The sequence below is a fragment of the Halopseudomonas laoshanensis genome (assembly GCF_008365385.1).
Taxonomy (GTDB): Bacteria; Pseudomonadota; Gammaproteobacteria; order Pseudomonadales; family Pseudomonadaceae; genus Halopseudomonas; species Halopseudomonas laoshanensis.
Genome location: NZ_QOVF01000002.1, coordinates 492,017 through 517,966, shown reverse-complemented (window position 1 = coordinate 517,966; position 25,950 = coordinate 492,017). Strand labels below are relative to the sequence as shown.

Sequence of the window (25,950 nt, the reverse complement as noted above, 5' to 3'; positions counted from 1 at the left end):
ATCGAAGTGGTGCGCTGTAAGCACTGTTGTGGTGCGCTTTCATACTCCGCTTGCCGCTGACGCCGAACCCGGCTAACCTTGCTCCCAAGAGTTGGCTGGACAGTCGCCGTATCGCTTTGCGGTAGGGAGGAAAGTCCGGGCTCCATAGGGCAGAGTGCCAGGTAATCCCTGGGGGGCGTGAGCCTACGGAAAGTGCAGCAGAGAGTAGACCGCCGATGGCCTCGCAAGAGGATCAGGTAAGGGTGAAAGGGTGCGGTAAGAGCGCACCGCGCGACTGGTAACAGTTCGTGGCATGGTAAACCCCACTCGGAGCAAGACCAAATAGGAACCCTTGGGTGTGGCCCGCACTGGGTTCGGGTAGGTTGCTAGAGGCAGTCAGTGATGGCTGTCGTAGAGGAATGACTGTTCACGACAGAACCCGGCTTACAGGCCAACTCTTATTTTTATTTCTCGTCGTCAAAACCCTCCTGTTAGATCAAAAAAATCTTAATCGTGATAATTCACTTTAACTATGGATGGCATCCGTCTGTAGGTTATGAAGTTGATCCCCGACAGTTAAGGTCATATCTCTTCAATACCCCTGTTTTTGCTACTAAACCCCTGCCACATAACACTTTTTTCGTGAACTCCTTACTTGACGGTGCCTGCGTCGGGTTCCTATAGTGTGCCGAAGTGGTATGAAGTGGGTAAAAGTGGGTTGTTTTGGTAAAAGACGCCCGATAAGCAGCATCGTCATCAGGGGAAGCGATCAACGTGTTCCGAGGAGCCAACGCCATCAATCTGGACGCCAAAGGGCGACTGGCGATGCCTGCGCGTTATCGCGACCGGCTCCTGGGCGCTTGCGGTGGTCAATTGGTCGCGACCATTGCTCTGGAAGATCGCTGCCTGTGGATCTACCCCCAGGCTGAGTGGGATGAGATCGAAGAAACCCTCGGCAACCTGCCCAATATAAATCCTCAGGTAAAGCGCATGCAGCGCCTGTTGATCGGTAATGCCAATGATATCGAGCTGGACAGCAATGGCCGCTTCGTTGTGCCGCCGCTGTTGCGCGAATACGCCGGGTTGGAGAAGAAGGTCATGCTGGTTGGCCAAGTAAACAAGTTCGAGCTCTGGAGTGAAGATGCCTGGGAGGCTACCACCAGTGCCTACCTCAACGAAGTGCAGGACGTTGGCGCGATGCCGACCGAACTGCATACATTGAGGCTCTGATTATGGAAACGCTTTACGGACACGTCAGTGTACTGCTCGATGAGGCCCTTGATGGTCTCGCAGTACGCCCCGGCGGCCTTTATATAGACGGCACCTTCGGGCGCGGCGGACATAGCCGCGCGGTGCTGGCAAGGCTCTCCGAGGAGGGCCGGCTGATCGGCTTCGACAAGGATCCGGAGGCTATCCGGGTCGGTGAACAGCTGGCGGCCGAAGACGGCCGCTTTGTCGTTATACAACGCTCTTTTGCCGACATGGCCGAAGAGTTGCGCCAGCGCGGTTTGCATGGCCAGGTCGACGGCGTGCTGCTGGATCTGGGCGTGTCCTCGCCGCAGCTGGATGATGCCGAACGCGGCTTCAGCTTTATGCAGGACGGCCCGCTGGATATGCGCATGGATCCGACCAGCGGCCAGAGCGCGGCCGAGTGGATCAACAGTGCAGCGGAAGAAGACATCGCCACCGTGCTCAAGGAATACGGCGAAGAGCGCTTCTCTAAACGCATGGCGCGGGCGGTAGTGACGCGCCGCGCGCAACAGCCATTTTCCCGCACGGGCGATCTGGCTGAAGTGCTGAAGGAAGCCAATCCCGCCTGGGAAAAGCACAAGCATCCGGCTACCCGCGCGTTCCAAGGCATCCGCATCTTTATCAATCGCGAGCTGGATGATCTGGCGGATGGCCTGAAGGCCGCGCTGGACGTGCTGGCGCCGGGCGGGCGTTTGGCTGTAATCAGTTTCCACTCCCTTGAAGACCGCATGGTCAAGCTGTTCATGCGGCGTGAAGCCAAAGGCGCACCGTTGCCGCGCGATCTGCCGATCCGCGACGCCGATATTCAGGTCAGTATCAATCTGGTGGGTAAGGCGATCAAGCCCTCTGCCACCGAGGTCGCAGGCAACCCCCGAGCCCGTAGCGCGGTGCTACGCATCGCGGAGAAACGCTGATGAGCAGCCAACTGCCACTACTGGTCGAGCGTCATCGCCTGCCGCGTAGCAGCGGTTGGCTGGCAATCGTCTGGGTATTGGTCGTGGTCAGCGCGCTCGCCGTGGCCTACAGCGCCCACTGGAGTCGGGTCATGCTCAATGATCTGGCGGCGGAAATGTCCCAACGTGAGAAGGCTCAGGCAGAGTGGGGGCGCTTGATTCTCGAGCAAAGTACCTGGACCGCGCACAATCGTGTCGAAACGCTGGCCGCCAGCCAGTTGAATATGCGCGTGCCCGAGGCCGTTGAAGTGATTCTGGTGAAGCCATGATGAAGTTCAAGCCGAGCCTCACCCTGCCGCCGTGGCGCTTTCTGGTGGTTATCGGCGTATTGGCGATATGTTGCGTGGCGATCTCCTGGCGCATTGTCGAGCTGCATGTGCTTGATGATGGTTTTCTCAAAGGCGAAGGGGACAAACGCAGTGTCCGCCATACCGTTATTCCCGCGCATCGTGGCCTGATTACCGACCGGCATGGCGAACCCATGGCCGTCAGTACGCCCGTGCTGACGCTTTGGGCCAATCCGACCCAGTTGATCGGCCATGAGGCACGCTGGCCCGAGCTGGCGCGCGCACTGGGGACCGATCCTGCGACTTTCGCCGAACGCCTGAAAGCCAATGCCTCACGCGAATTCATCTATCTGCGCCGACACATGACGCCACAGGATGGCGAGAAGGTCGTGGCGCTCAAGATACCCGGCGTTTACAGCATTGAAGAATATCGGCGTTTCTATCCTACCGGCGAAGTGGCGGCGCATCTGGTGGGTTTCACCAACGTCGACGAAGCCGGTCAGGAAGGTCTGGAACTGACCTATAACGATTGGTTGCAAGGCGTACCCGGCAAGCGCCAGGTGTTGCAGGATCGTCGCGGCCGTCTGATCAAGGATGTGCAGGTCGTCAGCAATGCGCGGCCGGGCAATGATCTGGCGATGTCCCTGGACCTGCGTCTGCAATATATCGCTCATCGCGAGCTGCGCGAGGCGCTCAAACAGTTTGGCGCCAAAGCCGGGTCTGCCGTGCTGGTGGATATCCGCACTGGCGAAATTCTGGCTATGGCCAATCACCCCAGCTACAACCCGAATAATCGCTCCAATCTCAAGCCCGATATGATGCGTAACCGCGCGCTGATCGACGTGTTCGAGCCGGGCTCGCCGATCAAGTCGTTCACAGTAGCCGCAGGTCTGATGAGTGGTCGTTACCAACCGACCACGGTAATGGACACCCGCCCGGGCACCATGCGCGTGGCGACCATGACGGTTAGGGATTTCCGCAATTACGGCATGCTTGATCTGTCCGGTGTGATTCTGAAGTCGAGCAACGTCGGGGTGGTCAAGATCGCCTTGGATATTGGCGCGGAAAGTATCTACCAGTTGTTGCATCAGCTTGGATTCGGTGAATACACAGGTCTTGGCTTCCCCGGCGAAAGCACCGGCAGTTTACCTGCCCGCCGCCGTTGGCCGCCGGTCGAAACCGCTACGCTGTCCTATGGTTACGGTCTATCGGTAACGGCCACACAGTTGGCTCAAGCCTACGCTACCTTGGCGAATAATGGCCGTCGTCTGCCGCTATCGCTATTGAAAGTGGACCAACCGCAGATGGGCGAGCAGATTCTGCCCGAGGACGTCAGCAAGCAACTGCTGACTATGTTGCGTGGTGTTGTCGATGGTGAAGGCGGTACCGGTTCGCGCGCGCGGGTGCCGGGCTATCAGGTCGGGGGCAAGACCGGGACCGTGCACAAGTCCATCGCTGGCGGTTACGCTAAAGACCGTTATCGCTCGGTATTTGCCGGCATCGCGCCCATCAGTAACCCGCGCTTCGCCGCGGTGGTAGTGATCGATGAGCCCAGCAAGGGCGACTATTACGGCGGCCTGGTCGCGGCGCCGGTATTTGGCGAAATCATGTCTGGTGCATTGCGACTGATGAACGTGACGCCGGATGATTTGCCGGCGTTGCAGCAGGTCGAGTTGCCACCAGCCAAACCAGAGGAGGGGTCACGCGGATGATACCTCTCAAGCAGCTGTTTCCAGATTGGCACGGCGAGTCGGTGATGATCGACGGTCTGGCCCTGGACAGTCGTCAGGTCAAGCCAGGTGTGTTGTTTCTGGCTGTGCCCGGGTTGAAGCAAGACGGTCGCAAACATATTCCTCAGGCGCTGGCCTGTGGCGCGGCGGCGGTAGCCTACGAAGCTGGCGGCGCCAATGTACCTGCCGCGTCCGTACCGATGCTGCCGATCAGCGGCCTGGCAGCGCAATTGTCGGATATCGCCAGCCGTTTCCATCAGCAGCCCAGCAAACACCTGCGGGTGATCGGCGTGACCGGTACCAACGGCAAAACCAGCGTCAGTCAGATGTTGGCGCAGGCTTTGGGCTCGCTGGGTAAACGTTGTGGCGTTATCGGCACTTTGGGCAGCGGCATGCCGGGAGACCTGTCTGATCACGGCATGACCACGCCTGACGCGCTGCGCGTGCAAGAACAACTCGCCAGCCTGCAACAGCAGGGTGCGGGTTGGGTTGCCATGGAAGTGTCTTCCCATGCGCTGCAGCAGGACCGGGTTGCTGCAGTTGAATTTGATCTCGGCATATTTACCAATCTGAGTCGCGATCACCTGGATTACCACGGCGATATGGCCAGCTATGCTGCGGCCAAGGCGCGTTTGTTCGAGCGCCCCCTGCGCGCGGCTGTCATCAATCTGGATGATGCCTTTGGCGCCGACCTTATCGCTCGCTGCACCTGCAAGGTCACTACCTACAGCCTGGACAATACCCGTGCCGATATCCACTGCTCCGCTATTCAATATGGTCAGCAGGGCATGCAAGCGCTGGTGCATGTAGCAGGCCTGTCTGCGCCGCTGCACAGCCCGCTGCTCGGCGCGTTCAACCTGGCCAATTTGTTGGCCGTGCTGGGCGGTCTATTGGCAATGGACATCCCGTTGCCTTCTGCTGTAGCCGAGCTGGCCAAGCTGCAGGCGCCGGCTGGGCGTATGCAACGCCTTGGCGGTGATGGCAAGCCGTTGGTAGTCATTGATTACGCGCATACCCCGGATGCACTGGAGAAGGCTCTGGGTGCTTTGCGAGCGCATGCAGACGGCAAGCTGACCTGCGTGTTTGGCTGTGGCGGCGACCGGGATACTGGCAAGCGGGCTTTGATGGGCCAAGTGGCTGAGCAGTTGGCCGATCAGTTGGTGGTTACCGATGACAACCCGCGTAGCGAGGCGTCTGCCACCATTATTGCCCAGGTGCTGCAAGGTGTTGAACGGGCTGAGGCTGTGCGCGTCATAGCCAACCGTGCGCAAGCCATCAGTGACAGCATCACCCAGGCGCAGGCCGGTGATCTGATCCTGGTGGCCGGCAAAGGTCACGAAACTTATCAGGAGATTAACGGGGTGCGTCATCCTTTCAGTGATATCGAACAGGCCGAACGTGCCTTGCAGCAGTGGGAGCTAGCCCATGCTTGAAGCCATGCAGCTATCGCAACTGATCAAACCGCTGGGCGGCAGCCTGGTGAGCATTGATGCGCGCTTTGACAGTGTCAGCATCGATGCCCGCCGCATGCAACCTGGCGGGCTGTTTGTTGCGCTCTCAGGCGAGCGTGTAGACGGTCACGATTACGTGGCCCAGGCGCGTGCTGCGGGGGCTTCAGCTGCTCTGGTATCGCACAGCGTGAATGATCCGCTGCCGCAATTGCTGGTGCATGACTGCCGCTACGCCTTGGGTCAACTCAGTGCTCTGGCCCGTGAGGCATTTCAAGGGCCGGTAGTCGCCATCACCGGTTCCAGCGGCAAGACCACTGTTAAGGAAATGCTGGCGGCTATCTTGCGTGAACGCGGCCAGGTGTTGGCGACCCGCGGCAATCTGAATAACGAGCTCGGCGTACCGCTTACTTTGCTTGAGCTCGGTGCTGAGCATCAGTTTGCAGTGATTGAAATGGGCGCCGCTGCTTTAGGCGATATCAACTACAGCATGGGGTTGGCCAAACCTACGCTGAGCGTGTTGACCAACGCCGGTATGGCGCACGTTGGCCGTTTCGGTAGCCCAGAAGCCATCGCCCGAGCCAAGGGTGAAATCATTACCGCGCTGGGCCAGGAAGGGCAGGTGGTGATCAATCTGGATAGCCCCTGGTTTGAAGAGTGGTACCAGCAGCTTGGCAAACGTAAATCTCTAGCCTTCAGCCTGGATAACCCGACAGCCGAGCTGCGGGCTGAATCCGTTGAGCTGGACGAACGCGGCTGCCCGGGCTTTTTGCTCGTCACCCCGCAAGGCTCGATCACCGTACAGATGAATCTGCTCGGCCGGCACAATATTGCCAATGCACTGGCGGCGGCTGGTGCAGCGCAGCTGCTAGGCACTGACCTTGAGCTGATCCGCCGCGGGCTGGCACGCGTCAAGCCGGTGGCTGGCCGGGTAACACCGCTTGAAGGTAAGCAGGGTTCCTGGATCATAGATGACAGCTACAACGCCAACCCGGCATCGGTGAAGGCCGCTATCGACATTCTCGCTGATCTGCAAGGCACACGCATCCTGGTCCTTGGCGACATGGGCGAGCTGGGTGAGTGGGAAGAGCAAAGCCATCGCGAAATCGGCACCTATGCTCGCGAACAAGGCCTGGATGGTCTGTATGCCGTGGGCCGTCTTTGCGCGCTAGCTGTGGACAGTTTTGGCGCTGATGCGCGGTTGTTCGGCAGCCGTGCAGAACTGATCGAAGCGCTTGCACCTCAGCTTGATGCCAACACGCGAGTGTTGGTCAAAGGTTCGCGCAGTGCTGGTATGGAAGAAGTGGTCGCCGGTCTGCAGGCGACACATCAATCCGATAATAACAACGACAAGGCCCGCTGACATGTTGCTGCTGCTGACCCAATACCTGCAACAGTTCTACACCGGATTCTCAGTATTCCAGTACCTGACGCTGCGCGGCATTCTCGGCGTATTGACCGCATTGGGTTTAGCCCTGTTTCTTGGCCCTTGGATGATTCGTACGCTGAGTTTCCGCCAGATCGGCCAGTCGGTGCGCAATGATGGCCCCCAGTCACATCTGTCCAAGGCCGGTACCCCGACCATGGGCGGCGCACTGATCCTGATGGCCATTGGTGTCAGTACCCTGCTGTGGGCTGATCTGAGCAACCTGTATGTATGGGTTGTGCTAGGTGTGACCTTCGCATTTGGTGCGATAGGCTGGGTGGATGACTACCGCAAGGTGGTTGAGAAAAACTCCCGTGGCCTGCCCTCGCGCTGGAAGTATTTCTGGCAGTCGGTGTTTGGCCTGACTGCCGCGGTTATCCTGTATATGGCCGCCGACTCGCCAGTTGAAACCACCTTGATCGTGCCCTTTTTCAAGCAGATCGAATTCCAGCTGGGCGCACTGTTCATTCTGCTGACCTATTTTGTCATCGTCGGCTCCAGCAACGCGGTCAACCTGACTGACGGCCTGGATGGGCTGGCGATCATGCCTACGGTGATGGTTGGCGGCGCGCTGGGGATTTTCGCCTACCTGTCAGGTAACGCGCGCTTTGCCGAGTACCTGCTGATTCCATATGTTCCCGGCGCTGGGGAGCTGATTATCTTCTGTGGCGCGCTGGTTGGTGCCGGCCTTGGCTTTCTCTGGTTCAACACCTATCCCGCTCAGGTATTTATGGGCGACGTCGGTGCGCTGGCGCTGGGTGCGGCCCTCGGCGTGATTGCCGTAATCGTTCGGCAGGAAATCGTGCTGTTCATTATGGGTGGCATCTTTGTGGTGGAAACCTTGTCGGTGATCGTTCAGGTCGCCTCGTTCAAGTTGACCGGGCGCCGGGTCTTTCGCATGGCGCCGATTCATCACCATTTCGAACTGAAAGGCTGGCCGGAGCCGCGCGTCATCGTGCGTTTCTGGATCATTACCGTAATCCTGGTGTTGGTCGGTTTGGCCACACTGAAACTGCGTTGAGGAAATACTGGTGTCATTAATAACCACGGACAAACAACGGATCATCGTCGGCCTGGGTAAGACCGGGCTGTCGGTCGCCCGTTATTTGGCGGGCCGTGGTTTGCCCTTTGCCGTAGCCGACACCCGCGACAATCCTCCAGGCCTTGATCAGCTCAAGCGCTTTGCCCCTATGGCTGATCTGCATCTGGGTGAGCTGGATGCGGAAGTCTTGTCCAGGGCATCCGAACTGGTGGTCAGCCCCGGTATTGCGTTGTCCACGCCTGCGCTGGTCAAGGCAAAAGCGGCGGGTGTGAGCCTGGTTGGCGATGTCGAGCTGTTTGCCCGTGAGGCCAAAGCGCCGATCGTTGCGATCACCGGTTCCAACGCGAAAAGTACCGTGACCACGCTGGTGGGCGATATGGCCACAGCAGCCGGTAAGCGCGTGGCGGTGGGCGGCAATCTGGGCACACCGGCATTGGATCTGCTGGATGAGAATGCCGAACTGTATGTTCTGGAGTTATCCAGTTTCCAGCTGGAAACCACCGACAAGCTGAATGCCGAAGTGGCCACTGTTTTGAACGTCAGTGAAGACCACATGGATCGTTATCCGAGTCTGCTGGCCTACCACCAGGCCAAACATCGCATATTCCGCGGCGCCCGCCAGGTTGTGGTGAACCGCGATGACGATCTTTCACGCGCCCTGGTCGCTGACCAGTTGCCTTGCTGGACTTTCGGCCTCTCGCGTCCGGATTTCAAGGGTTTCGGTCTGATGGAAAGTGATGGGCAAACCTGTCTGGCGTTTCAGTTCGATGCGTTGATGCCGGTGACTGGATTGAAAATCAAGGGTGCGCACAACCAGGCCAACGCGTTGGCCGCTCTGGCGTTGGGACATGCGGTCGGATTGCCGATGCCGGCGATGCTGAACGCATTGCGTGAGTTTGCCGGGTTGCCACATCGTTGCCAGTGGGTGGGTCAAGCCGCTGGCGTGGATTACTACAACGATTCCAAAGCCACCAATGTCGGTGCCGCCTTGGCCGCGATTAACGGCTTTGCCGCCGAGATTACCGGCAAGCAGATACTGATTGCCGGTGGCGATGGCAAAGGCGCTGATTTTGCGCCGCTTAACGGCGCGGTGCAGCAACATTGCCGAGCGGTGGTGTTACTGGGCCGCGACGCGCCGCTGCTGGAACAAGCCCTGGCGGGCGAGGTTCCACTTATCCGCGTGACTAATCTGGAGGAGGCGGTCACCGCCGCTGCGCAGCAAGCCCAACCTGGCGATATGGTGCTGCTGTCTCCGGCTTGCGCCAGTCTGGATATGTTCCGCAACTTCGAAGAGCGCGGCGACGTGTTCGCCAAAGCCGTAGCGAGGTTGCCGGCATGATCGGGTTACCTACTCTCATGCAATCTGCCGCGCCGTTGGTAGGCCAGCGTCGGTTCGATATGGACATGCCGCTGCTGATCGCCGCCATCTGTTTGCTTGGGCTAGGCCTGGTGATGGTGTCGTCTGCTTCAATGGAAGTTGCCGCCGGCCAGCTGGGTAACCCGCTGTTCTACATGATCCGCCAGGTGGTTTATCTGGTGATCGGGCTTGGCGCGCTGGTCGTCGTGCTGTCGACGCCTATTCGGTTGTGGGAACAATTCCGCTTCCCCTTGCTGTTTCTTGGCTTTGCCTTGCTGATCGCGGTGCTGATTCCTGGCATCGGCAGGGAAGTAAACGGCAGCTGGCGCTGGATCGCCGTAGGGCCGATCAATATCCAGCCCTCGGAATTGGCCAAGCTGTTCGCCGTGGTCTTCCTCGCAGGCTATCTGGTGCATCGTCAGGAAGAGGTCAAGGAAAGCCTTTGGGGCTTCGTCAAACCCTTCATGGTGTTGTTCCCCATGGCCGGCCTGTTGATCGTCGAGCCGGACTTCGGTGCCACCGTGGTGCTCATGGGCGCCGCCATTGGCATGCTGTTCCTCGGCGGTGTTGGCCTGTTCCGCTTTATTACTCTCTTTGGTTCACTGGCTGCCGCCGGTGGGCTGTTGATCCTTAGCGCGCCTTATCGTCTGCAGCGCCTGACCGGCTTCCTGAATCCCTGGGAAGATCCCTTCGGTACCGGTTATCAGCTGACTCAAGCCCTGATTGCCTTTGGCCGCGGCCATTGGCTCGGCGTGGGCCTGGGCAACAGTGTTCAGAAGCAGTTCTACCTGCCGGAAGCACACACCGATTTCGTGTTTGCCGTGCTGGCCGAGGAACTCGGCTTGATTGGCGCTTTAGGTGCTTTTGCACTGTTGGTCTTTGTTGCCGTACGCGCGTTGTATATCGGCTTGTGGGCAGAGCGCGCCGGTCGGTTGTTCTCGGCCTATCTGGCTTACGGCCTGGCGATCATGTGGATTGGTCAGATACTGATCAACGTCGGCGTGAATGTCGGCCTGCTCCCCACCAAGGGCCTGACGCTGCCGTTTCTCAGTTACGGCGGCAGTTCGCTGGTGGTCTGCTGCATCAGTCTGGGTATCTTGCTGCGCATCGACTGGGAGCGCCGTCAGGCGCTGCGGGAGGCGGGCGATGAGTAAGAATATTCTGATCATGGCTGGCGGTACCGGTGGGCACGTGTTCCCAGCGCTGGCTTGCGCTCGGATGTTCGCTGACCAGGGTTATCAAGTCCACTGGCTGGGCACCCGCCGGGGCATAGAAGCGGAGCTGATTCCCGCTGCTGGCATCGCTATCCACTACATAGATGTGCAGGGTCTGCGTGGCAAGGGCAAGCTCGGTCTGCTCAAAGCGCCGTTGCAGCTCCTGCGCGCGCTGGGTCAGAGCCTGCGTCTGCTGGGCGAGCTCAAGCCGGTATGTGTATTGGGTGCCGGTGGTTATGTAACCGGGCCGGGCGGGCTGGCTGCGTGGATCAAGCGTATCCCGCTGGTGATCCACGAACAGAACGCAGTGGTCGGAACGGCCAATCGTTTGCTCGCGCACCTCGCTGTGCGCCGCTGTGAAGGTTTCCCTGGCAGTTTTGCGGATGACGACAAACGCCGCAGTACCGGCAACCCGGTGCGTGAAGAGATCGCCCGGGTAGCGCCAATGAATTGGACTGGCGAACGGCGGCCGCGTTTGCTGGTACTGGGTGGCAGCCTGGGCGCGCTTCCGCTGAACACGTTGCTGCCGGAAGCGGTCGCCATGTTGAGTGGAGAGCAGCGTCCGGAAGTCTGGCACCAGTGCGGCAAGCAGCATCTGGACATCAGCCGCGATGCCTACCAATCCGCTGGCGTGCATGCCCAGGTCGACGCCTTTATCGCCGATATGGCGGCGGCTTACACCTGGGCTGATCTGGTGGTTTGCCGCGCTGGCGCTTTGACCGTTTGCGAGCTGGCGGCTGCCGGCCGCCCCTCACTGCTGATTCCGTTGCCCCATGCGATTGATGATCACCAGACTGCCAACGCTCGGTATCTTGCGGACCGCCAAGCTGCGGTATTGCTAGCCCAGGCCAGCCTGACCAGCACGCTGCTGGCTGAGCAAATGAAAACTCTTTTTTCCCAACCGGAGACGCTGCAAGCGATGGCTCAGAACGCACGCCGCCAGGCCACACCCAACGCTACCGCCGACGTCGTTCGCGCTTGCATGGAGGTCGCCCGTGACCACTAAGACTCGCCAGAAAGCGACTTTCAGCCTGCCGGAAATGCGCCGTATTCGCCGCATCCACTTCGTTGGTATCGGTGGCGCCGGCATGTGCGGTATCGCCGAGGTGCTGTTGAATCTGGGTTATGAAGTCTCCGGGTCGGACCTTAAACGTTCGGCGGTGACTGATCGCCTGGAAAGCTTTGGCGCCCGGATTGATATCGGACATCGTCCGGAGAACCTGCAGAGCGCCGATGTCCTGGTGGTCTCCAGCGCCATCAATACCAGTAACCCGGAAGTGGCTGCGGCCATGGAAAAGCGGGTGCCGGTAGTGCCGCGTGCGGAGATGCTGGCCGAGTTGATGCGCTATCGCCACGGCATTGCCGTCGCCGGCACGCATGGCAAAACCACGACCACCAGCCTGATCGCCTCGGTCCTGGCGGCAGAAGGCATGAGCCCAACGTTCGTGATCGGTGGCCGGTTGACCAGCGCCGGTACCAACGCTCAGTTGGGTGAGAGCCGCTATCTGGTCGCCGAGGCGGACGAGAGCGACGCATCCTTCCTGCATCTGCAGCCGATGGTCGCCATCGTGACCAATATCGATGCCGATCACATGGCTACCTACGAGGGTGATTTCAACCGCCTCAAGCGTACCTTCGTCGAGTTCCTGCACAACCTGCCGTTCTACGGCCTGGCTGTGCTCTGTATCGACGACCCGGTGGTGCGCGAGATTCTGCCGCAGATCAATCGTCAGGTGATCACCTACGGTCAATCAGAAGATGCCGATGTACGTGCCATCAATATTCATCAGCAGGGCATGCAGACACATTTCACTGCGGTGCGCCACGGGCATGATGATCTGACGGTGTCCGTCAACATGCCAGGAGTGCATAACGTGCTGAATGCGCTGGCGACCATCGCCGTGGCGACCGATGAACTGGTCAGCGACGCCGCCATCATCAAAGGTCTGACCGGCTTTGAAGGGGTTGGCCGGCGTTTCCAGGTTTACGGCGATTATCCGCTGGGTGACGGCGAAGTCATGCTGGTCGACGACTACGGCCATCATCCGCGCGAAGTGGCGGCGGTGATCAAGGCCGTACGTGCCGGGTGGCCTGAAAGGCGTCTGGTCATGATCTATCAGCCGCACCGGTTCAGCCGCACTCATGACCTGTACGAAGATTTTGTGCAGGTGTTGGCCGAGACCAACGCACTGCTGCTGATGGAAGTTTATCCGGCCGGCGAAGAGCCGATTCCTGGCGCTGACAGCAAGCACCTGTGCCGCAGCATTCGCCAGCGGGGCCATCTGGATCCTATTTATGTCGAGCGTGATGCCGATGTGATGCCGCTGCTCGAAGCGGTATTGCAGCCAGGCGACATTCTGCTGACCCAGGGTGCCGGCGATATCGGCGGCTTGGCCGTGCAGTTGGCCGAAGCACTTCATCAGCTCAATGGCCGGGAGAACAAAGTATGACGATCGATGTGAAGGCCTTTGGCAAGGTGGCTGTGCTTTACGGTGGTCGGTCAGCCGAACGCGCGGTGTCGCTCAAGTCCGGCAATGCGGTGCTGGAAGCTCTGGTAGGCGCCGGTGTGGATGCTTACGGCATTGATGCCGGGGTGGATCTGGCTGAGCAGTTGATCAAGCAACGGCCCGACCGCGTGTTTATCGCATTACACGGTCGCGGTGGCGAAGATGGCAGCCTGCAAGGTCTGCTGGAAAGCCTGCAGCTTCCTTATACCGGTAGCGGCGTAATGGCTTCGGCACTGGGCATGGACAAGCTGCGCACCAAGCTGGTTTGGCAAAGCCTTGGCCTACCGACACCGGCCTATGGTGTGCTGCGCGACAAAAGCGACTGCCAGGCCATCGTTGACAATCTTGGCACGCCGCTGATCGTCAAACCGATCCACGAAGGGTCGAGCATTGGCATGGCCAAGGTCGAGAGCTTGACGCAGCTCGAAAATGCCTGGGCAGACGCGCAGCAGTACGACGACGTGGCGCTGGTAGAAAAGTGGATCACCGGTGCCGAGTTTACTGTCGGGATTCTGGATGGCAAGGCACTGCCGGCCATTCGTCTGCGCACGCCGCACACCTTCTATGACTACGAAGCCAAGTACCTGACCAATGACACACAGTACATCTGCCCGTGCGGATTGACTGAGGAGCGCGAAGCTGAGCTGGGCGAGCTGTGCTTGCAAGCCTTCAATGCGGTTGCCTGCCGTGGCTGGGGTCGGGTCGATGTCATGCAGGATGAAGCGGGCCAGTTCTATCTGCTGGAGGTCAACACCGTGCCCGGTATGACTGATCACAGCCTGGTGCCGATGGCCGCTGCGGCTGCGGGCATGACATTCACTGATCTGGTACTGGCGATTCTCGCCAGTGCCCGTTACTGAGGGCAGACCATGCTAGGGGCAATGATCAGAGATCCACGTGCCGGCAAGGCCACGACTCGACGCTCCGCGTCCAGTCGCGGTGCCGTGCGTGTGTCTCAACCAGCCCCGCGCACATGGCCGAGCCTGTCCTTGGGCAGCCTGTCGCTTGGAGGCGCCTTTGGCCGTGCGCAGCAGATTCTTTGGCCTGTGCTGTTGCTGGCGCTGGGTATTGGCTTGTACGAGTTGGGCAGCCGTCTCTGGCCACTGGCGGACCGGCCGATTGATCTGGTCAGTGTGCAGGGCGAACTGCAGTACATCGACCCGACGTCGGTACAGGCGGTCATTCAGCCATACCTGAACGAAAGTTTTCTGGGTATCGATCTAAGCGCCATGCGCAGCGATCTGGCCGCTATGCCCTGGGTTGCTGGCGTATCGGTAACCCGCGTCTGGCCGGATCAGCTGATTGTGCATCTGGACGAGCAGATGCCGGTCGCCCGCTGGGGCAGCGATGCGCTGCTGAACAATGAGGGCAAGGCATTCAGCCCGGAAGACATCAGCCGCTTTGCCGATCTGCCGCAGTTGTCCGGGCCGCAACGCGCCCAGCAGCGGGTAATGCAGTATTACCAGCAGTTCAATCGCTTGCTCCGGCCCTACGGTCTGGGCGTTGCCGAGCTTGAGTTGCGCGAGCGCGGCAGCTGGTTTCTGACCACCCAGGACGGCATGCACGTGCTGCTCGGGCGGGACAAATTGGTAGACAAGATGCAACGGTTTCTGACCATCGACCAGCACATGCTGTCCGAGTATCGGGAACAGATAGAGCGGGTTGACCTGCGCTACAGCAATGCAATGGCAGTGGCCTGGCGCGAGCCGGTCGCACAAGCATCAACGGGGGAGTAACGGGATCTTATGGCGAGCAAGCAGGGTAGCAGAATGATTGTTGGACTCGACATCGGCACATCCAAGGTCGTGGCACTGGTCGGCGAGATCGGCGCAGACGGCGAGCTGGAGATTGTCGGTATCGGTTCGCACCCTTCGCGCGGGCTGAAGAAGGGTGTGGTGGTCAACATCGAATCCACCGTGCAATCCATCCAGCGCGCCATCGAAGAGGCTGAGTTGATGGCCGGCTGCCAGATTCACTCGGTGTTTGCCGGTATTGCAGGTAATCACATTCGCAGCCTGAACTCCCACGGCATCGTTGCCATTCGCGACCGTGAAGTGGCGCAGGCGGATATCGAGCGCGTGCTGGATGCCGGTCAGGCGGTGGCCATTCCCGCGGACCAGAAAGTGCTGCACATCCTGCCGCAGGAATACGTGATCGATAACCAGGAAGGCGTCCGTGAGCCGCTTGGTATGTCCGGTGTGCGTCTTGAGGCCAAGGTGCATCTGGTGACCTGCGCACTGAATGCAGTGCAGAACATCGAGAAATGCATTCGCCGCTGCGGTCTGGAAGTCGAGGACGTGATCCTCGAACAACTCGCTTCCAGCTATGCGGTATTGACCGAAGACGAGAAAGAGCTCGGCGTGTGCATGGTGGATATCGGTGGCGGCACTACCGACATCGCGATCTTTACCGAAGGTGCGATTCGCCATACAGCGGTGATCCCGATTGCCGGTGACCAGGTGACCAACGACATCGCCATGGCCCTGCGTACGCCGACCCAGTACGCCGAAGAAATCAAGATTCGCTACGCCTGTGCGTTGGCCAAGCTGGCCGGCCCGGAAGAAACCATCAAGGTACCGAGCGTCGGCGAGCGGCCACCGCGTGATCTGTCACGGCAGGCGCTGGCTGAAGTGGTTGAGCCACGCTACGACGAATTGTTCACGCTGATTCAGGCCGAACTACGCCGTTCCGGGTTCGAAGACATGATTCCGGCGGGCATCGTCCTGACTGGCGGCACCTCGAAGATGGAAGGCGCGGTCGAACTGGCGGAAGAAATTTTTCACATGCCAGTTCGCCTGGGTATGCCACAGGAATTCAAAGGTTTGACCGACGTTGTGCGCAACCCGATCTACGCCACCAGCGTAGGTTTGCTGCATTACGGCAACCGCCATCACGCACTGGCGGCGAGCAGTTCAGAACAGAGCAAGGAGTCAGCGCTTATACGGGTCAAGCGCTGGTTCAAAGGTAATTTTTAATAGACCCGCTTTAAAGCGGGCAGGCCTCGCGCAAGCGAGCAAACAGCTGTAAACGAAACGAACGAAACGAGACAGTTCTCAAGGAGATGGGCCATGTTTGAATTAATTGATAACGTTCCGCAAAACGCGGTAATTAAAGTCGTCGGTGTGGGCGGTGGCGGTGGTAATGCCCTGCAGCACATGGTGGTCAATAACGTCGAAGGCGTTGAGTTCATCTGCGCCAATACCGATGCCCAGGCACTGAAAAACATCAGCGCCCGCACGGTACTGCAGCTGGGTCCGAATGTGACCAAGGGCCTTGGCGCTGGCGCTAACCCGCTGATCGGCCGTGAAGCGGCGATGGAAGATCGTGAGCGTATCGCCGAAGTGCTGCGCGGCGCCGACATGGTGTTCATCACCGCCGGCATGGGTGGTGGTACTGGTACTGGTGCTGCTCCGATCGTTGCTGAAGTAGCGCGCGAAATGGGCATCCTGACCGTCGCTGTGGTGACCAAGCCATTCCCTTTCGAAGGCCGCAAGCGTATGCAAATCGCTGAAGAAGGCATTCGCGAATTGAGCCAGCACGTTGACTCACTGATCACCATCCCGAATGAAAAGCTGCTGACCGTGCTGGGCAAAGACGCCAGCCTGCTGGCCGCCTTCAGCAAGGCTAACGATGTACTGCTTGGCGCAGTACAGGGTATTGCTGACCTGATCATGCGTCCGGGTATGATCAACGTCGACTTCGCTGACGTGAAAACCGTGATGAGCGAAATGGGTATGGCGATGATGGGTACTGGCCACGCCAGTGGTCCGAACCGTGCTCGTGAAGCGGCCGAAGCGGCGATCCGCAGCCCGCTGCTGGAAGACGTGAATCTGATGGGTGCGCGCGGTATTCTGGTCAACATTACTGCCGGCCCGGATCTGTCACTGGGTGAGTTCTCTGAAGTGGGTAACACCGTTGAAGAGTTCGCGTCCGATACCGCTACCGTGGTGGTGGGTACCGTTATCGATCCGGAACTGCGCGACGAATTGCGTGTGACCGTTGTTGCAACCGGCCTGGGCGCCAAGACCGACAAGCCAGTCAAGGTGATTGATAACACCACTGCGACTGCAGCGCCAAGCCGTCAGCAGCCTGCGGAAGGCACTGCGCCGAACTACCGCGATCTGGACCGTCCAACGGTTATGCGTAATACCGGGCAGGGCAACAGTGCAGCGGCAGCACGGCTGAATCAGCCCGCGGAAGACCTGGATTATCTTGATATTCCAGCCTTCCTGCGCCGTCAAGCTGACTGATCCTGATAGGGTCAGTCAATTGACTGGATAGGGCTGATTGGTATTCAACAGAGGCGTACTTTGCTATTATGCACGCCAATTTGTTGAAAATAATTCGCAACTAGAGCGGAAGCCATGTCAAGCATGATCAGACAACGCACACTGAAGAATATCATCCGGGCCACCGGTGTTGGCCTGCATTCGGGTGAGAAGGTCTACCTCACGCTGAAGCCGGCGCCGGTAGGTACGGGCATTGTGTTTGTGCGGGTAGATCTCGACCCTGTGGTCGAGATTCCTGCACGAGCCGAGTTCGTAGGTGAAACCACCATGTCGACGACCCTGGTTAACCAGGGCGCCAAGGTGGATACCGTCGAGCACCTTTTGTCCGCCATGGCGGGCCTGGGTATCGATAACGCCTATGTTGAGCTCAGTGCGCCAGAAGTGCCGATCATGGATGGCAGCGCCGGTCCATTTGTGTTCCTGATCCAGTCTGCTGGGATCCAGGAGCAGGATGCAGCCAAACAGTTCATTCGCATCAAACGTGAAGTCACCGTGGAAGAAGACGGCAAGACGGCCAGCTTTTTACCCTTTGAAGGGTTCAAGGTGTCCTTCGCCATCGATTTCGACCACCCGGTATTTCGCGGTCGTAGTCAGTTTGCCAGCGTGGATTTTTCCAGTACTTCCTTCGTCAAGGAAGTCAGTCGCGCACGGACCTTCGGGTTTATGCGTGATATTGAGCATCTGCGCTCACAGAATCTGGCGTTGGGCGGTAGCGTGGATAACGCGATCGTGGTGGACGAGTACCGTGTATTGAATGAAGACGGCCTGCGTTATGAGGACGAATTCGTCAAACACAAGATTCTCGATGCCATCGGCGATCTGTATTTGCTGGGCAAGAGCCTGGTGGGTGAGTTCCGCGGTAATAAATCTGGCCACGGCTTGAACAACAAGCTGTTGCGTGCCCTGCTTGCCAATAAGGAAGCCTGGGAAGTTGTGACCTTTGACGACGCTGGCACTGCGCCCATCTCCTTTATGCGCCCGGCAGCCGCCGTCTGATATAGGGTTTTGTGCTAAATAGTTTCGTTTCGATTTGAATGGTCACCTCGGTGGCCATTTTTTTTAACCAAAATTTCTTTTACTGGCCTTGATGATGCTTGGCCAGCCTCTCTAGCGCGGCCTTTAGCGTCGGATCCGTAATCTGTTCCGCGGTGGCGGCAAGGCTCTGCGCAGCCACTGTCGATTTCTTCATTTTGTGAACCGGTGGTGCTTTTTTGACCAACGGCGGTTGTACCTTGCAGTGTATTTTAGTTAAGGTTGCGAATTCGTTAAACGCCTGCAGCTGACGAATAAGGCGTTTTTGCTGGTAACGCATCCGCGTAGCCCAGTGACTGTCGGTCACAATAAGCTTGAGTACGCCTTCGCGTAGCGTAGCGATTCGGCAGTGTTCACGGGCAGCCGGCTCCAGTAGCGTATCCAGCAGAATTTGCAGGCGCTCCACAGCATTGGCTTTGGCATACAACCCCTTGAGGGTTGCATGGGTGCGTATCAGGTCGCCGGGGCGACGTGCATCCAGGGGATGAAAAGACATGGCGTATGCCGATTGACGTAATTAGATAGCGGTCATCCTATCAGAACCGCTTGTCTGGTTGCTTGGGGAATCGCAGTTTGGGGGCTTTCGTTTGAATATCATTATCTTAACCGACCGGCACGGTGCGGCTCGAGCGTTGACGCTGAGTTTGCCGGTACTGCTCGCCGCCGGTGCGGCATTAATAGCCGTGCCGGTCATGGTGGTTGTACTGACCTGGTCAGTACTCACTGACGCACCTCAACCGGTCCTTGCCACTGACGCAGACCTGGCTTGGCAGGAAACCTTGACTGATGTTGAAGTCGAAGACGCTGCCAGCAATGAGTCACAGGCCCAGTTGGAGCACATGACTCAGCAGCTAGCCCGTCTGCAGACGCGGCTGATGCGCCTTGACGCTCTGGGTGAACGATTGACCGAGCTGGCCGATATGTCAGACGGCGAGTTCGATTTCAGTAATGACCCTGGCGTAGGTGGTCCGGAGCTGTTGAATAATAGTCTTGAGCATGAAAGCCCCGATGTGCAATCGGTGCTGGATAAGATGGCTGACCGTATAGACAGTCGTACCCAGCAGCTCAAGCTGCTTGAAGAGCTGATGGTTAATCGCAGCGTTGACAGCAACGCGCTGCTCGACTTCAAGCCGGTACATCAGGGACATATCTCTTCCGGCTTCGGCCGCCGCAGTGATCCCATGACCGGGCGCATTGCGATGCATACGGGTCTGGATTTTGCCGCCCCGCGGGGCACGCCGATATTTGCTGTGGGGGCAGGGGTAGTTACCTTCGCAGGACGCAACGGCGCCTATGGCAATATGCTGGAAATTTCCCATGGTGATGGCTACAAAACCCGTTACGCCCACGCGCAGACGTTGGATATCAAGAAAGGTGACCTGGTCAGCAAAGGGCAACAAGTCGCTACAGTGGGTTCAACAGGCCGCTCTACCGGGCCGCACCTGCACCTTGAAGTGTTCCGTAATGGTATGGCGGTCAATCCTGCCCGCTATATTGCTCTCAAATAATATCCCCAGAGCGCAGGTTGTAGCCTGCGCTCGCTGAACAATTTGTCTGGCTGAAGGCCTGACTCCCTTCTTTTCACTTCCGCATTGCTGCACTACCTGACGCCAAGCGGGACTGTTTCCAACCCTTTGTTCAATAAGGTGCCTGCGCGCGCTATAAAAGTCCGCACGGTTTATTGTCTCGGCTGATTCAGAGTAGAATGCTTGTTTTGCGGTAATGGCCCGTTGACCACGGCCAGACCTGTCAACCCTCAAACGGATATCAAAGTCGACTATGTTTGCGCCTTTATTGAAGAAACTGTTTGGTAGCAAGAACGAGCGTGAGTTGAAGCGCATGGGCCGGATCGTTGGAACGATCAACTCCCACGAAGAGAAACTGAACGCGCTCAGCGACGAGCAGCTCAAGGCCAAAACAGCCGAATTCAAAGACCGGGTTGCCCAGGGCGAAAGCCTCGATGCCATTCTTCCCGAAGCCTTTGCGCTGGTGCGTGAAGCCAGTAAGCGGGTGATGGGCATGCGCCACTTTGACTCGCAGATGATTGGCGGCATGACCCTGCACGAAGGTCATATCGCGGAAATGAAAACCGGTGAAGGCAAGACGCTGGTAGCGACCTTGTCGGCATACCTGAATGCGCTGTCCGGCAAAGGCGTGCACGTGATCACGGTTAACGATTATCTCGCCCGTCGTGATGCTGGCTGGATGCGTCCGCTGTATGAATTTCTCGGTATGACTGTTGGGGTCGTAGTGCCATTTCAGGATCCCCAGGCCAAGCGTGACGCTTACCGTTGCGATATCACCTACGGTACCAATAACGAGTTCGGCTTTGACTACCTGCGCGACAACATGGCCTTCAGTATTGAAGACAAGTTTCAGCGTGAACTGAACTTCGCCATTATTGACGAAGTCGACTCGATTCTGATCGACGAGGCCCGTACGCCACTGATCATCTCCGGCCCATCCAACGACAGCTCGCAGCTCTATGAGGCGATCAACAAGTTGATTCCGCAGCTCAAGCGTGGCTACTTGCCCGAAGAGGGGCAGGAAGAGGTGGAAGGGCATTACTACATCGACGAGAAGACCCGTCAGGTTGAACTGAACGAGTCCGGTCACCAGTTCGTCGAAGGCTTGCTCAGCAAGGAAGGCCTGTTGCCGGAGGGCGACAGCCTTTACGCGGCACAAAACCTGAACCTGCTGCATCATGTGCATTCAGGTCTGCGTGCGCACGTTCTCTTCCATCGCAACGTCGAATATATCGTGCAGAACAACCAGGTGATTCTGGTTGATGAGCACACCGGCCGTACCATGCCGGGTCGTCGTCTTTCCGAGGGCCTGCACCAGGCCATTGAGGCGAAGGAAGGGCTGAAGATTCAGGCAGAGAGCCAGACGCTTGCCTCTACTACCTTCCAGAATTACTTCCGCTTGTACAACAAGCTATCCGGCATGACCGGTACGGCCGATACCGAGGCGTTCGAGTTCCGGCAGATTTATGGCCTGGATGTGGTGGTTATTCCGACCAACAAGCCGATGGCACGTAAGGACTATAACGATCTGGTCTACCTGACCATTGAAGAAAAGTTTGCCGCTATTACCGCTGACATCAAGCAGAGCATGGGTGAAGGCCGGCCTATCCTGGTGGGTACTGCTTCTATTGAATCCTCCGAGGCGGTTTCGCGGCTGCTGGATGCCGAGAAGATTCCGCACAAGGTTCTGAACGCCAAGCACCACGAAAAAGAAGCCGAGATCATTGCCCAGGCCGGCCGCCCGGGTGCAGTAACCATCGCCACCAACATGGCTGGCCGTGGTACCGACATCATCCTCGGCGGTAGCTGGGAGGCAGAAGTTGCCAGCCTCGAGAATCCAACTGAAGACCAGGTTGCGCTGATCAAAGCCGAATGGCAGCAGCGTCATCAGCAGGTGCTGGAAGCCGGTGGTTTGCATATTATTGCCTGCGAGCGCCATGAATCACGTCGTATCGACAACCAGCTGCGCGGTCGTGCGGGACGTCAGGGCGATCCGGGCTCCAGCCGCTTCTACCTGTCGCTGGAAGATAACCTCATGCGGATTTTTGCCTCTGACCGGGTGAAGAACTTCATGAAGGCGCTGGGGATGGAGAAGGGCGAAGCCATCGAGCACCGCATGGTCACCAACGCTATCGAAAAAGCCCAGCGCAAGGTTGAAGGCCGCAACTTCGACATCCGTAAGCAACTGCTGGAATACGATGACGTCGCCAACGAGCAACGTAAGGTGATTTACGGCCAGCGCAATTCGGTACTGGCTGCAGAGAATGTGGCCGAGACGATCCAGGCGATCCGTGAAGACGTAGTCGCAGACGCCATCAGCCAATACATTCCGCCGCAGAGTTTGCCTGAGCAGTGGGATATTCCCGGTCTGGAGCAGCACCTGAATGCTGAGTTGGCGCTCAAGGCGCCGGTGCAGGAATGGCTGGATGCTGACGACACCTTGCATGAAGAAGGTTTGCGTGCACGTATTCTGGAGGAATTGCTCAAGGCCTACGCCGAGAAGGAGGAGCTGACTGGTTCCGACGCTCTGCGTACATTCGAAAAGCAGATGCTGTTGCGGGTGCTCGACGATCTCTGGAAAGAACATTTGGCGACCATGGACCACCTGCGCCAGGGCATCCATCTGCGTGGTTACGCGCAGAAGAACCCCAAGCAGGAGTACAAGCGTGAAGCCTTCAACCTGTTCGAGGAAATGCTCGAATCGGTCAAGCGTGACACCATCCGTATTCTCAGTCATGTGCAGGTGCGCCGCGAAGACCCAGCCGAAGAAGAAGCGCGCATGCGGCGGCAGGCGCAGGAAATGGCCCAGCGTATGCAGTTCAAGCATGAGGAAGTAGCGCCGGTTGGCGCTGACGAGTCGGAAGAGCCGGAAGAGCAACCCGCTACCGCACCCGCTGCGCCGGTCACTCGCGAAGGCCCCAAGGTCGGTCGTAATGACCCGTGCCCTTGTGGGTCTGGCAAGAAATACAAGCAATGCCACGGTAAGCTCGACTGAGCTGCCGGGAAGGCCGAGGGTTCTCCTCGGCCTTCTCAATCAGTTAACTCCAACGCTTAGTTAAGTCGGGTCACGCTACCAATATAATGGCCTGCTTGACTCTGCGCGCGCTATAAACTGCTGCTACAATCGCCTGACTTTTTCCTTCTAGCGGAGATTCTCCATGCCCGTCGGTCTTGGCCCCTTGCCTGTATTGCACCCCGTTCCCGGCTTTCGTCTGGGCATTGCTTCCGCTGGTATCAAGCGAGCTGGCCGCAAGGACATTGTGGTGATGGAAGTGGCTGAAGGCGCGAGCATCGCAGGAGTATTTACGCTGAACGCTTTCTGCGCCGCACCCGTTACCTTGTGCCGTGAGCATATCCAGCACGCGCCACGTTACTTGCTGGTCAATACCGGCAATGCCAACGCCGGTACCGGCAAGCCCGGCATGCAGGCCGCGTTTCAGACCTGCGAGGCGCTAGCACAACTGACGCAAGTGCAGGCTCAGCAGGTGCTGCCGTTCAGTACCGGTGTGATCGGTGAGCTACTGCCTGCGACCAAGGTGATAGCTGCGCTACCCGCCGCCTTGGACAATCTGGATGCCAACCACTGGGCGCAGGCTGCGGAAGGCATCATGACCACCGACACCCTGCCCAAAGGTGCCAGCAGACAGGTCGATCTGGACGGCCAGACGATCACCATTACCGGTATCTCCAAAGGCGCCGGCATGATCAAACCCAATATGGCGACCATGCTCGGCTATATAGCCACTGACGCCAAAGTGGCGCAGCCGGTGTTGCAGGCACTGTTGCGGGAAGCCGCAGACCTGTCTTTCAATCGCATCACCATCGACGGCGACACCTCTACCAACGACTGCTGCATGCTGGTCGCGACTGGCCAGGCTGCGATGACTGAAATCAGCACTACAGATAACGCGGACTACCAGCAGCTGGCTAGCGCAATCAAATCCATCATGCTGGAACTGGCTCAAGCAATCGTGCGCGACGGCGAAGGCGCCACCAAGTTTGTCACCATCCAGGTCAATGGTGGAGGCAATCGTGATGAGTGCCTGGACGTAGGTTATGCGGTGGCGCACTCCCCGCTGATCAAGACCGCGCTCTTTGCCTCAGACCCCAACTGGGGGCGGATACTCGCCGCCGTCGGCCGTGCTGGCGTGCCGGATCTGGATGTGGAGCGCATAGACGTTTATCTGGACGACGTCTGTATTACCCGTAACGGCGGGCGTGCCGAAGAATACGTTGAAGAGCAAGGCGCGCGAATCATGGCGCAGGAAGAAATCACCATTTGTATTGATCTTGCGCGCGGGGATTTTCAGGAAACCCTGTGGACCACGGATCTGTCCCATGAGTATGTCAGAATCAATGCGGAATACCGCACCTGAGCAGCTGGGCCTGTTGACAAAAGTGAATGATTTAACCTGCCTGCGCAATTGACCTCTCCACTCACTCCCGCGAAAGCGGGAGTCCAATCGGTCCTTGCCATTCATCGCTAAGGCATATTTAGCCTACCTTTCGTCAATGGTGGCTATGTGCTTTTGTTGTTACATTGTTAGACTATACTGAATGCCGAAACTTTGACGCCTCTATATTGTCCATAGCGATACCATATTGAGACCTCAGAGGTGATAGGTCTGAGTGCCCAGTGGGTTTGTATAGGATCTAGTGTTCAAGAATGAAGCGACGTATAGGTACTACCAAAACCCTGCACCAGATTCAGGTCCCTGTTTCCCAGTTGAGACTGGGCATGTATGTCTGCTTGTTGGACCGTCCATGGCTGGAAACACCTTTTCTTTTCCAGGGCTTCCTCATTAATGAGGAAAAAGAGCTTCTGACCCTGCGCACTCTTTGCAATTATGTTTTTATCGATGTGCTGAAAACGCACGTCGATGTGAGCGACCTTTCGAATGCGCCGTTACAGCCCGAAAAGGCCCAATTCGCCTATCCCGTAGCGACTGATGTGCAGCTTGAGCTTGGAGCTGCCGCAGGGCATTACGGAAAGGCCTTTTACGAGATAAAAAACATTCTCGACGCGGTATCGCGTGGTGACAGTTTCTCCACTGCGGAGATGATCGAGGCGGTGCGTGACTGTCTTGATTCGGTAATACGTAATCCTTCTGCGTTGATGTGGCTAACGCGTATTAAACACGCGGATCAGTACACCGCAGAGCATTGTGTCAATGTGGGTATCCAGGCGATGACATTGGGGCGGCATCTGGGTCTTGGGCTCAAGCATCTTGAGTTGCTGGGGCTCTCTGGGATGCTGCACGACGTCGGCAAGATGGATATTGATCCCGATATCTTGAATAAACCTGACAGGCTCACCGCAGAAGAATTCGAGATTGTAAAAGAGCATGCGCTGTTTGGTTATCAGGAGTTGAGCAAAGACAAGGACTTGCCCGAAGAAGTCAAGAACGTTGCCTATAGCCATCATGAGCGACTGGATGGAAAAGGCTATCCACGCGGCTTGCCAGGGCATGCCCTGGATTTTTACACGCGAGTTATTACCATCGTCGATGCGTATGATGCTATCACCAGTAAGCGGTGCTATAGCCCGAGCAATCCGTCGGCGAAAGCTTTAAAGATTCTCTATGATAGCCGTGGCGTGCAGTTTGATGAGGCGTTGGTGGTCAAATTCATCGAATGCATTGGAATCTATCCGCCAGGCACGCTGGTACAGATGAACACAGGCGAAGTAGGGGTGATTCTATCGGCAGAGCCAGATCATCGTCTCGCTCCTAAAGTTGCCCTTGTGCGCGACTGTCACAAGCAACCGATGGAACAGCTGATTGTAGATCTGCGCCACGAGCCAGCGGGGCCGCAGGCATTGCGAGTAAAAAAAGTATTGGTGGACGGCTCCTACGGAGTCGACCTGGAAAGCTTCACCTTAGAAAATATCCATCTCGGCTGAGACCTGA

Annotated in this window: 21 protein-coding genes and 1 other RNA gene; 21 read left to right on the top strand and 1 reads right to left on the bottom strand. The window is 58.0% G+C overall.

Annotation, left to right across the window (positions count from 1 at the left end):
• Window positions 1–87: 87 nt before the first annotated feature.
• From rnpB to lpxC, 17 genes are all read left to right on the top strand, one after another.
• An RNA gene (rnpB, locus tag DT594_RS08895) (RNase P RNA component class A) lies at window positions 88–442 on the top strand.
• 311 nt (window positions 443–753) lie between these two features.
• Window positions 754–1,209 (top strand): division/cell wall cluster transcriptional repressor MraZ, encoded by a 456-nt coding sequence (gene mraZ / locus DT594_RS08890; protein ID WP_149332351.1) that lies wholly within the window; start codon window positions 754–756, stop codon window positions 1,207–1,209.
• Between the two features lie 2 nt (window positions 1,210–1,211).
• Complete coding sequence (gene rsmH / locus DT594_RS08885; RefSeq protein ID WP_425460528.1) at window positions 1,212–2,144, top strand: 16S rRNA (cytosine(1402)-N(4))-methyltransferase RsmH; 933 nt, start codon at window positions 1,212–1,214, stop codon at window positions 2,142–2,144.
• Entirely contained in the window at window positions 2,144–2,452 is a 309-nt protein-coding gene (ftsL, locus tag DT594_RS08880) for a cell division protein FtsL (protein ID WP_149332349.1), read from the top strand. The genes rsmH and ftsL overlap by 1 nt, the downstream gene beginning before the upstream one ends.
• Window positions 2,449–4,182 (top strand): peptidoglycan D,D-transpeptidase FtsI family protein, encoded by a 1,734-nt coding sequence (locus DT594_RS08875; RefSeq protein WP_149332348.1) that lies wholly within the window; start codon window positions 2,449–2,451, stop codon window positions 4,180–4,182. The genes ftsL and DT594_RS08875 overlap by 4 nt, the downstream gene beginning before the upstream one ends.
• Window positions 4,179–5,633: a UDP-N-acetylmuramoyl-L-alanyl-D-glutamate--2,6-diaminopimelate ligase gene (locus tag DT594_RS08870; protein ID WP_149332347.1), complete on the top strand. Its 1,455-nt coding sequence runs from the start codon at window positions 4,179–4,181 to the stop codon at window positions 5,631–5,633. Before DT594_RS08875 ends, DT594_RS08870 begins: the two co-directional genes overlap by 4 nt.
• Entirely contained in the window at window positions 5,626–7,011 is a 1,386-nt protein-coding gene (locus DT594_RS08865; RefSeq protein ID WP_149332346.1) for a UDP-N-acetylmuramoyl-tripeptide--D-alanyl-D-alanine ligase, read from the top strand. The genes DT594_RS08870 and DT594_RS08865 overlap by 8 nt, the downstream gene beginning before the upstream one ends.
• Before the next feature lies 1 nt (window position 7,012).
• On the top strand, window positions 7,013–8,095 hold the full coding sequence (gene mraY, locus DT594_RS08860; RefSeq protein WP_096345177.1) for a phospho-N-acetylmuramoyl-pentapeptide-transferase: 1,083 nt from the start codon (window positions 7,013–7,015) through the stop codon (window positions 8,093–8,095).
• 10 nt (window positions 8,096–8,105) lie between these two features.
• On the top strand, window positions 8,106–9,455 hold the full coding sequence (murD, locus tag DT594_RS08855; RefSeq protein ID WP_149332345.1) for a UDP-N-acetylmuramoyl-L-alanine--D-glutamate ligase: 1,350 nt from the start codon (window positions 8,106–8,108) through the stop codon (window positions 9,453–9,455).
• Window positions 9,452–10,627 carry a putative lipid II flippase FtsW gene (gene ftsW, locus DT594_RS08850; RefSeq protein WP_149332344.1) on the top strand — a complete coding sequence of 392 codons (1,176 nt, stop codon included), beginning with the start codon at window positions 9,452–9,454 and terminating at the stop codon, window positions 10,625–10,627. Before murD ends, ftsW begins: the two co-directional genes overlap by 4 nt.
• Window positions 10,620–11,693 (top strand): undecaprenyldiphospho-muramoylpentapeptide beta-N-acetylglucosaminyltransferase, encoded by a 1,074-nt coding sequence (murG, locus tag DT594_RS08845; RefSeq protein WP_149332343.1) that lies wholly within the window; start codon window positions 10,620–10,622, stop codon window positions 11,691–11,693. The genes ftsW and murG overlap by 8 nt, the downstream gene beginning before the upstream one ends.
• Window positions 11,694–11,727: 34 nt before the next feature.
• A complete protein-coding gene (murC, locus tag DT594_RS08840) occupies window positions 11,728–13,137 on the top strand; it encodes a UDP-N-acetylmuramate--L-alanine ligase (protein ID WP_096345280.1) in 1,410 nt (469 codons plus the stop codon).
• On the top strand, window positions 13,134–14,054 hold the full coding sequence (locus tag DT594_RS08835) for a D-alanine--D-alanine ligase (RefSeq protein WP_149332342.1): 921 nt from the start codon (window positions 13,134–13,136) through the stop codon (window positions 14,052–14,054). The genes murC and DT594_RS08835 overlap by 4 nt, the downstream gene beginning before the upstream one ends.
• A gap of 9 nt (window positions 14,055–14,063) precedes the next feature.
• Window positions 14,064–14,930 (top strand): cell division protein FtsQ/DivIB, encoded by an 867-nt coding sequence (locus DT594_RS08830; RefSeq protein WP_149332341.1) that lies wholly within the window; start codon window positions 14,064–14,066, stop codon window positions 14,928–14,930.
• A 9-nt stretch (window positions 14,931–14,939) separates the two neighbouring features.
• The gene (ftsA, locus tag DT594_RS08825) at window positions 14,940–16,169 is read left to right on the top strand and encodes a cell division protein FtsA (RefSeq protein WP_096345171.1); all 1,230 of its coding nucleotides are present in this window, start codon (window positions 14,940–14,942) and stop codon (window positions 16,167–16,169) included.
• 93 nt (window positions 16,170–16,262) lie between these two features.
• Window positions 16,263–17,444, top strand: coding sequence for a cell division protein FtsZ (gene ftsZ / locus DT594_RS08820; RefSeq protein WP_149332340.1), 1,182 nt, complete (start codon window positions 16,263–16,265; stop codon window positions 17,442–17,444).
• A 123-nt stretch (window positions 17,445–17,567) separates the two neighbouring features.
• On the top strand, window positions 17,568–18,479 hold the full coding sequence (gene lpxC, locus DT594_RS08815) for a UDP-3-O-acyl-N-acetylglucosamine deacetylase (RefSeq protein WP_096345279.1): 912 nt from the start codon (window positions 17,568–17,570) through the stop codon (window positions 18,477–18,479).
• 79 nt (window positions 18,480–18,558) lie between these two features.
• Here lpxC and DT594_RS08810 read toward each other — a convergent pair whose 3' ends face one another.
• A complete protein-coding gene (locus tag DT594_RS08810) occupies window positions 18,559–19,011 on the bottom strand; it encodes a DUF721 domain-containing protein (RefSeq protein WP_149332339.1) in 453 nt (150 codons plus the stop codon).
• A gap of 91 nt (window positions 19,012–19,102) precedes the next feature.
• On the opposite strand from DT594_RS08810, the gene DT594_RS08805 reads away from it, so the two are divergent.
• The 4 genes from DT594_RS08805 to DT594_RS08790 all read left to right on the top strand — a co-directional run bounded on the left by DT594_RS08805 (window position 19,103) and on the right by DT594_RS08790 (window position 25,943).
• On the top strand, window positions 19,103–20,023 hold the full coding sequence (locus DT594_RS08805) for a M23 family metallopeptidase (RefSeq protein WP_149332338.1): 921 nt from the start codon (window positions 19,103–19,105) through the stop codon (window positions 20,021–20,023).
• 271 nt (window positions 20,024–20,294) lie between these two features.
• Complete coding sequence (gene secA / locus DT594_RS08800; RefSeq protein ID WP_149332337.1) at window positions 20,295–23,036, top strand: preprotein translocase subunit SecA; 2,742 nt, start codon at window positions 20,295–20,297, stop codon at window positions 23,034–23,036.
• A 163-nt stretch (window positions 23,037–23,199) separates the two neighbouring features.
• On the top strand, window positions 23,200–24,417 hold the full coding sequence (gene argJ / locus DT594_RS08795; RefSeq protein ID WP_149332336.1) for a bifunctional glutamate N-acetyltransferase/amino-acid acetyltransferase ArgJ: 1,218 nt from the start codon (window positions 23,200–23,202) through the stop codon (window positions 24,415–24,417).
• 290 nt (window positions 24,418–24,707) lie between these two features.
• Window positions 24,708–25,943, top strand: a complete 1,236-nt coding sequence (locus DT594_RS08790) for an HD-GYP domain-containing protein (protein ID WP_149332335.1) — start codon at window positions 24,708–24,710, stop codon at window positions 25,941–25,943.
• The last annotated feature ends 7 nt before the right edge of the window (window positions 25,944–25,950 follow it).

Excerpts from the sequence above, each read along its gene's own strand:
- rsmH (WP_425460528.1), top strand. The coding sequence starts at position 1,212 with ATGGAAACGCTTTACGGACACGTCAGTGTACTGCTCGATGAGGCCCTT.
- ftsL (WP_149332349.1), top strand. The coding sequence starts at position 2,144 with ATGAGCAGCCAACTGCCACTACTGGTCGAGCGTCATCGCCTGCCGCGT.
- DT594_RS08875 (WP_149332348.1), top strand. The coding sequence starts at position 2,449 with ATGATGAAGTTCAAGCCGAGCCTCACCCTGCCGCCGTGGCGCTTTCTG.
- DT594_RS08870 (WP_149332347.1), top strand. The coding sequence starts at position 4,179 with ATGATACCTCTCAAGCAGCTGTTTCCAGATTGGCACGGCGAGTCGGTG.
- DT594_RS08865 (WP_149332346.1), top strand. The coding sequence starts at position 5,626 with ATGCTTGAAGCCATGCAGCTATCGCAACTGATCAAACCGCTGGGCGGC.
- mraY (WP_096345177.1), top strand. The coding sequence starts at position 7,013 with ATGTTGCTGCTGCTGACCCAATACCTGCAACAGTTCTACACCGGATTC.
- ftsW (WP_149332344.1), top strand. The coding sequence starts at position 9,452 with ATGATCGGGTTACCTACTCTCATGCAATCTGCCGCGCCGTTGGTAGGC.
- murG (WP_149332343.1), top strand. The coding sequence starts at position 10,620 with ATGAGTAAGAATATTCTGATCATGGCTGGCGGTACCGGTGGGCACGTG.
- murC (WP_096345280.1), top strand. The coding sequence starts at position 11,728 with ATGCGCCGTATTCGCCGCATCCACTTCGTTGGTATCGGTGGCGCCGGC.
- DT594_RS08835 (WP_149332342.1), top strand. The coding sequence starts at position 13,134 with ATGACGATCGATGTGAAGGCCTTTGGCAAGGTGGCTGTGCTTTACGGT.
- DT594_RS08830 (WP_149332341.1), top strand. The coding sequence starts at position 14,064 with ATGCTAGGGGCAATGATCAGAGATCCACGTGCCGGCAAGGCCACGACT.
- ftsA (WP_096345171.1), top strand. The coding sequence starts at position 14,940 with ATGGCGAGCAAGCAGGGTAGCAGAATGATTGTTGGACTCGACATCGGC.
- ftsZ (WP_149332340.1), top strand. The coding sequence starts at position 16,263 with ATGTTTGAATTAATTGATAACGTTCCGCAAAACGCGGTAATTAAAGTC.
- lpxC (WP_096345279.1), top strand. The coding sequence starts at position 17,568 with ATGATCAGACAACGCACACTGAAGAATATCATCCGGGCCACCGGTGTT.
- DT594_RS08810 (WP_149332339.1), bottom strand. The coding sequence starts at position 19,011 with ATGTCTTTTCATCCCCTGGATGCACGTCGCCCCGGCGACCTGATACGC.
- secA (WP_149332337.1), top strand. The coding sequence starts at position 20,295 with ATGTTTGCGCCTTTATTGAAGAAACTGTTTGGTAGCAAGAACGAGCGT.
- argJ (WP_149332336.1), top strand. The coding sequence starts at position 23,200 with ATGCCCGTCGGTCTTGGCCCCTTGCCTGTATTGCACCCCGTTCCCGGC.
- DT594_RS08790 (WP_149332335.1), top strand. The coding sequence starts at position 24,708 with ATGAAGCGACGTATAGGTACTACCAAAACCCTGCACCAGATTCAGGTC.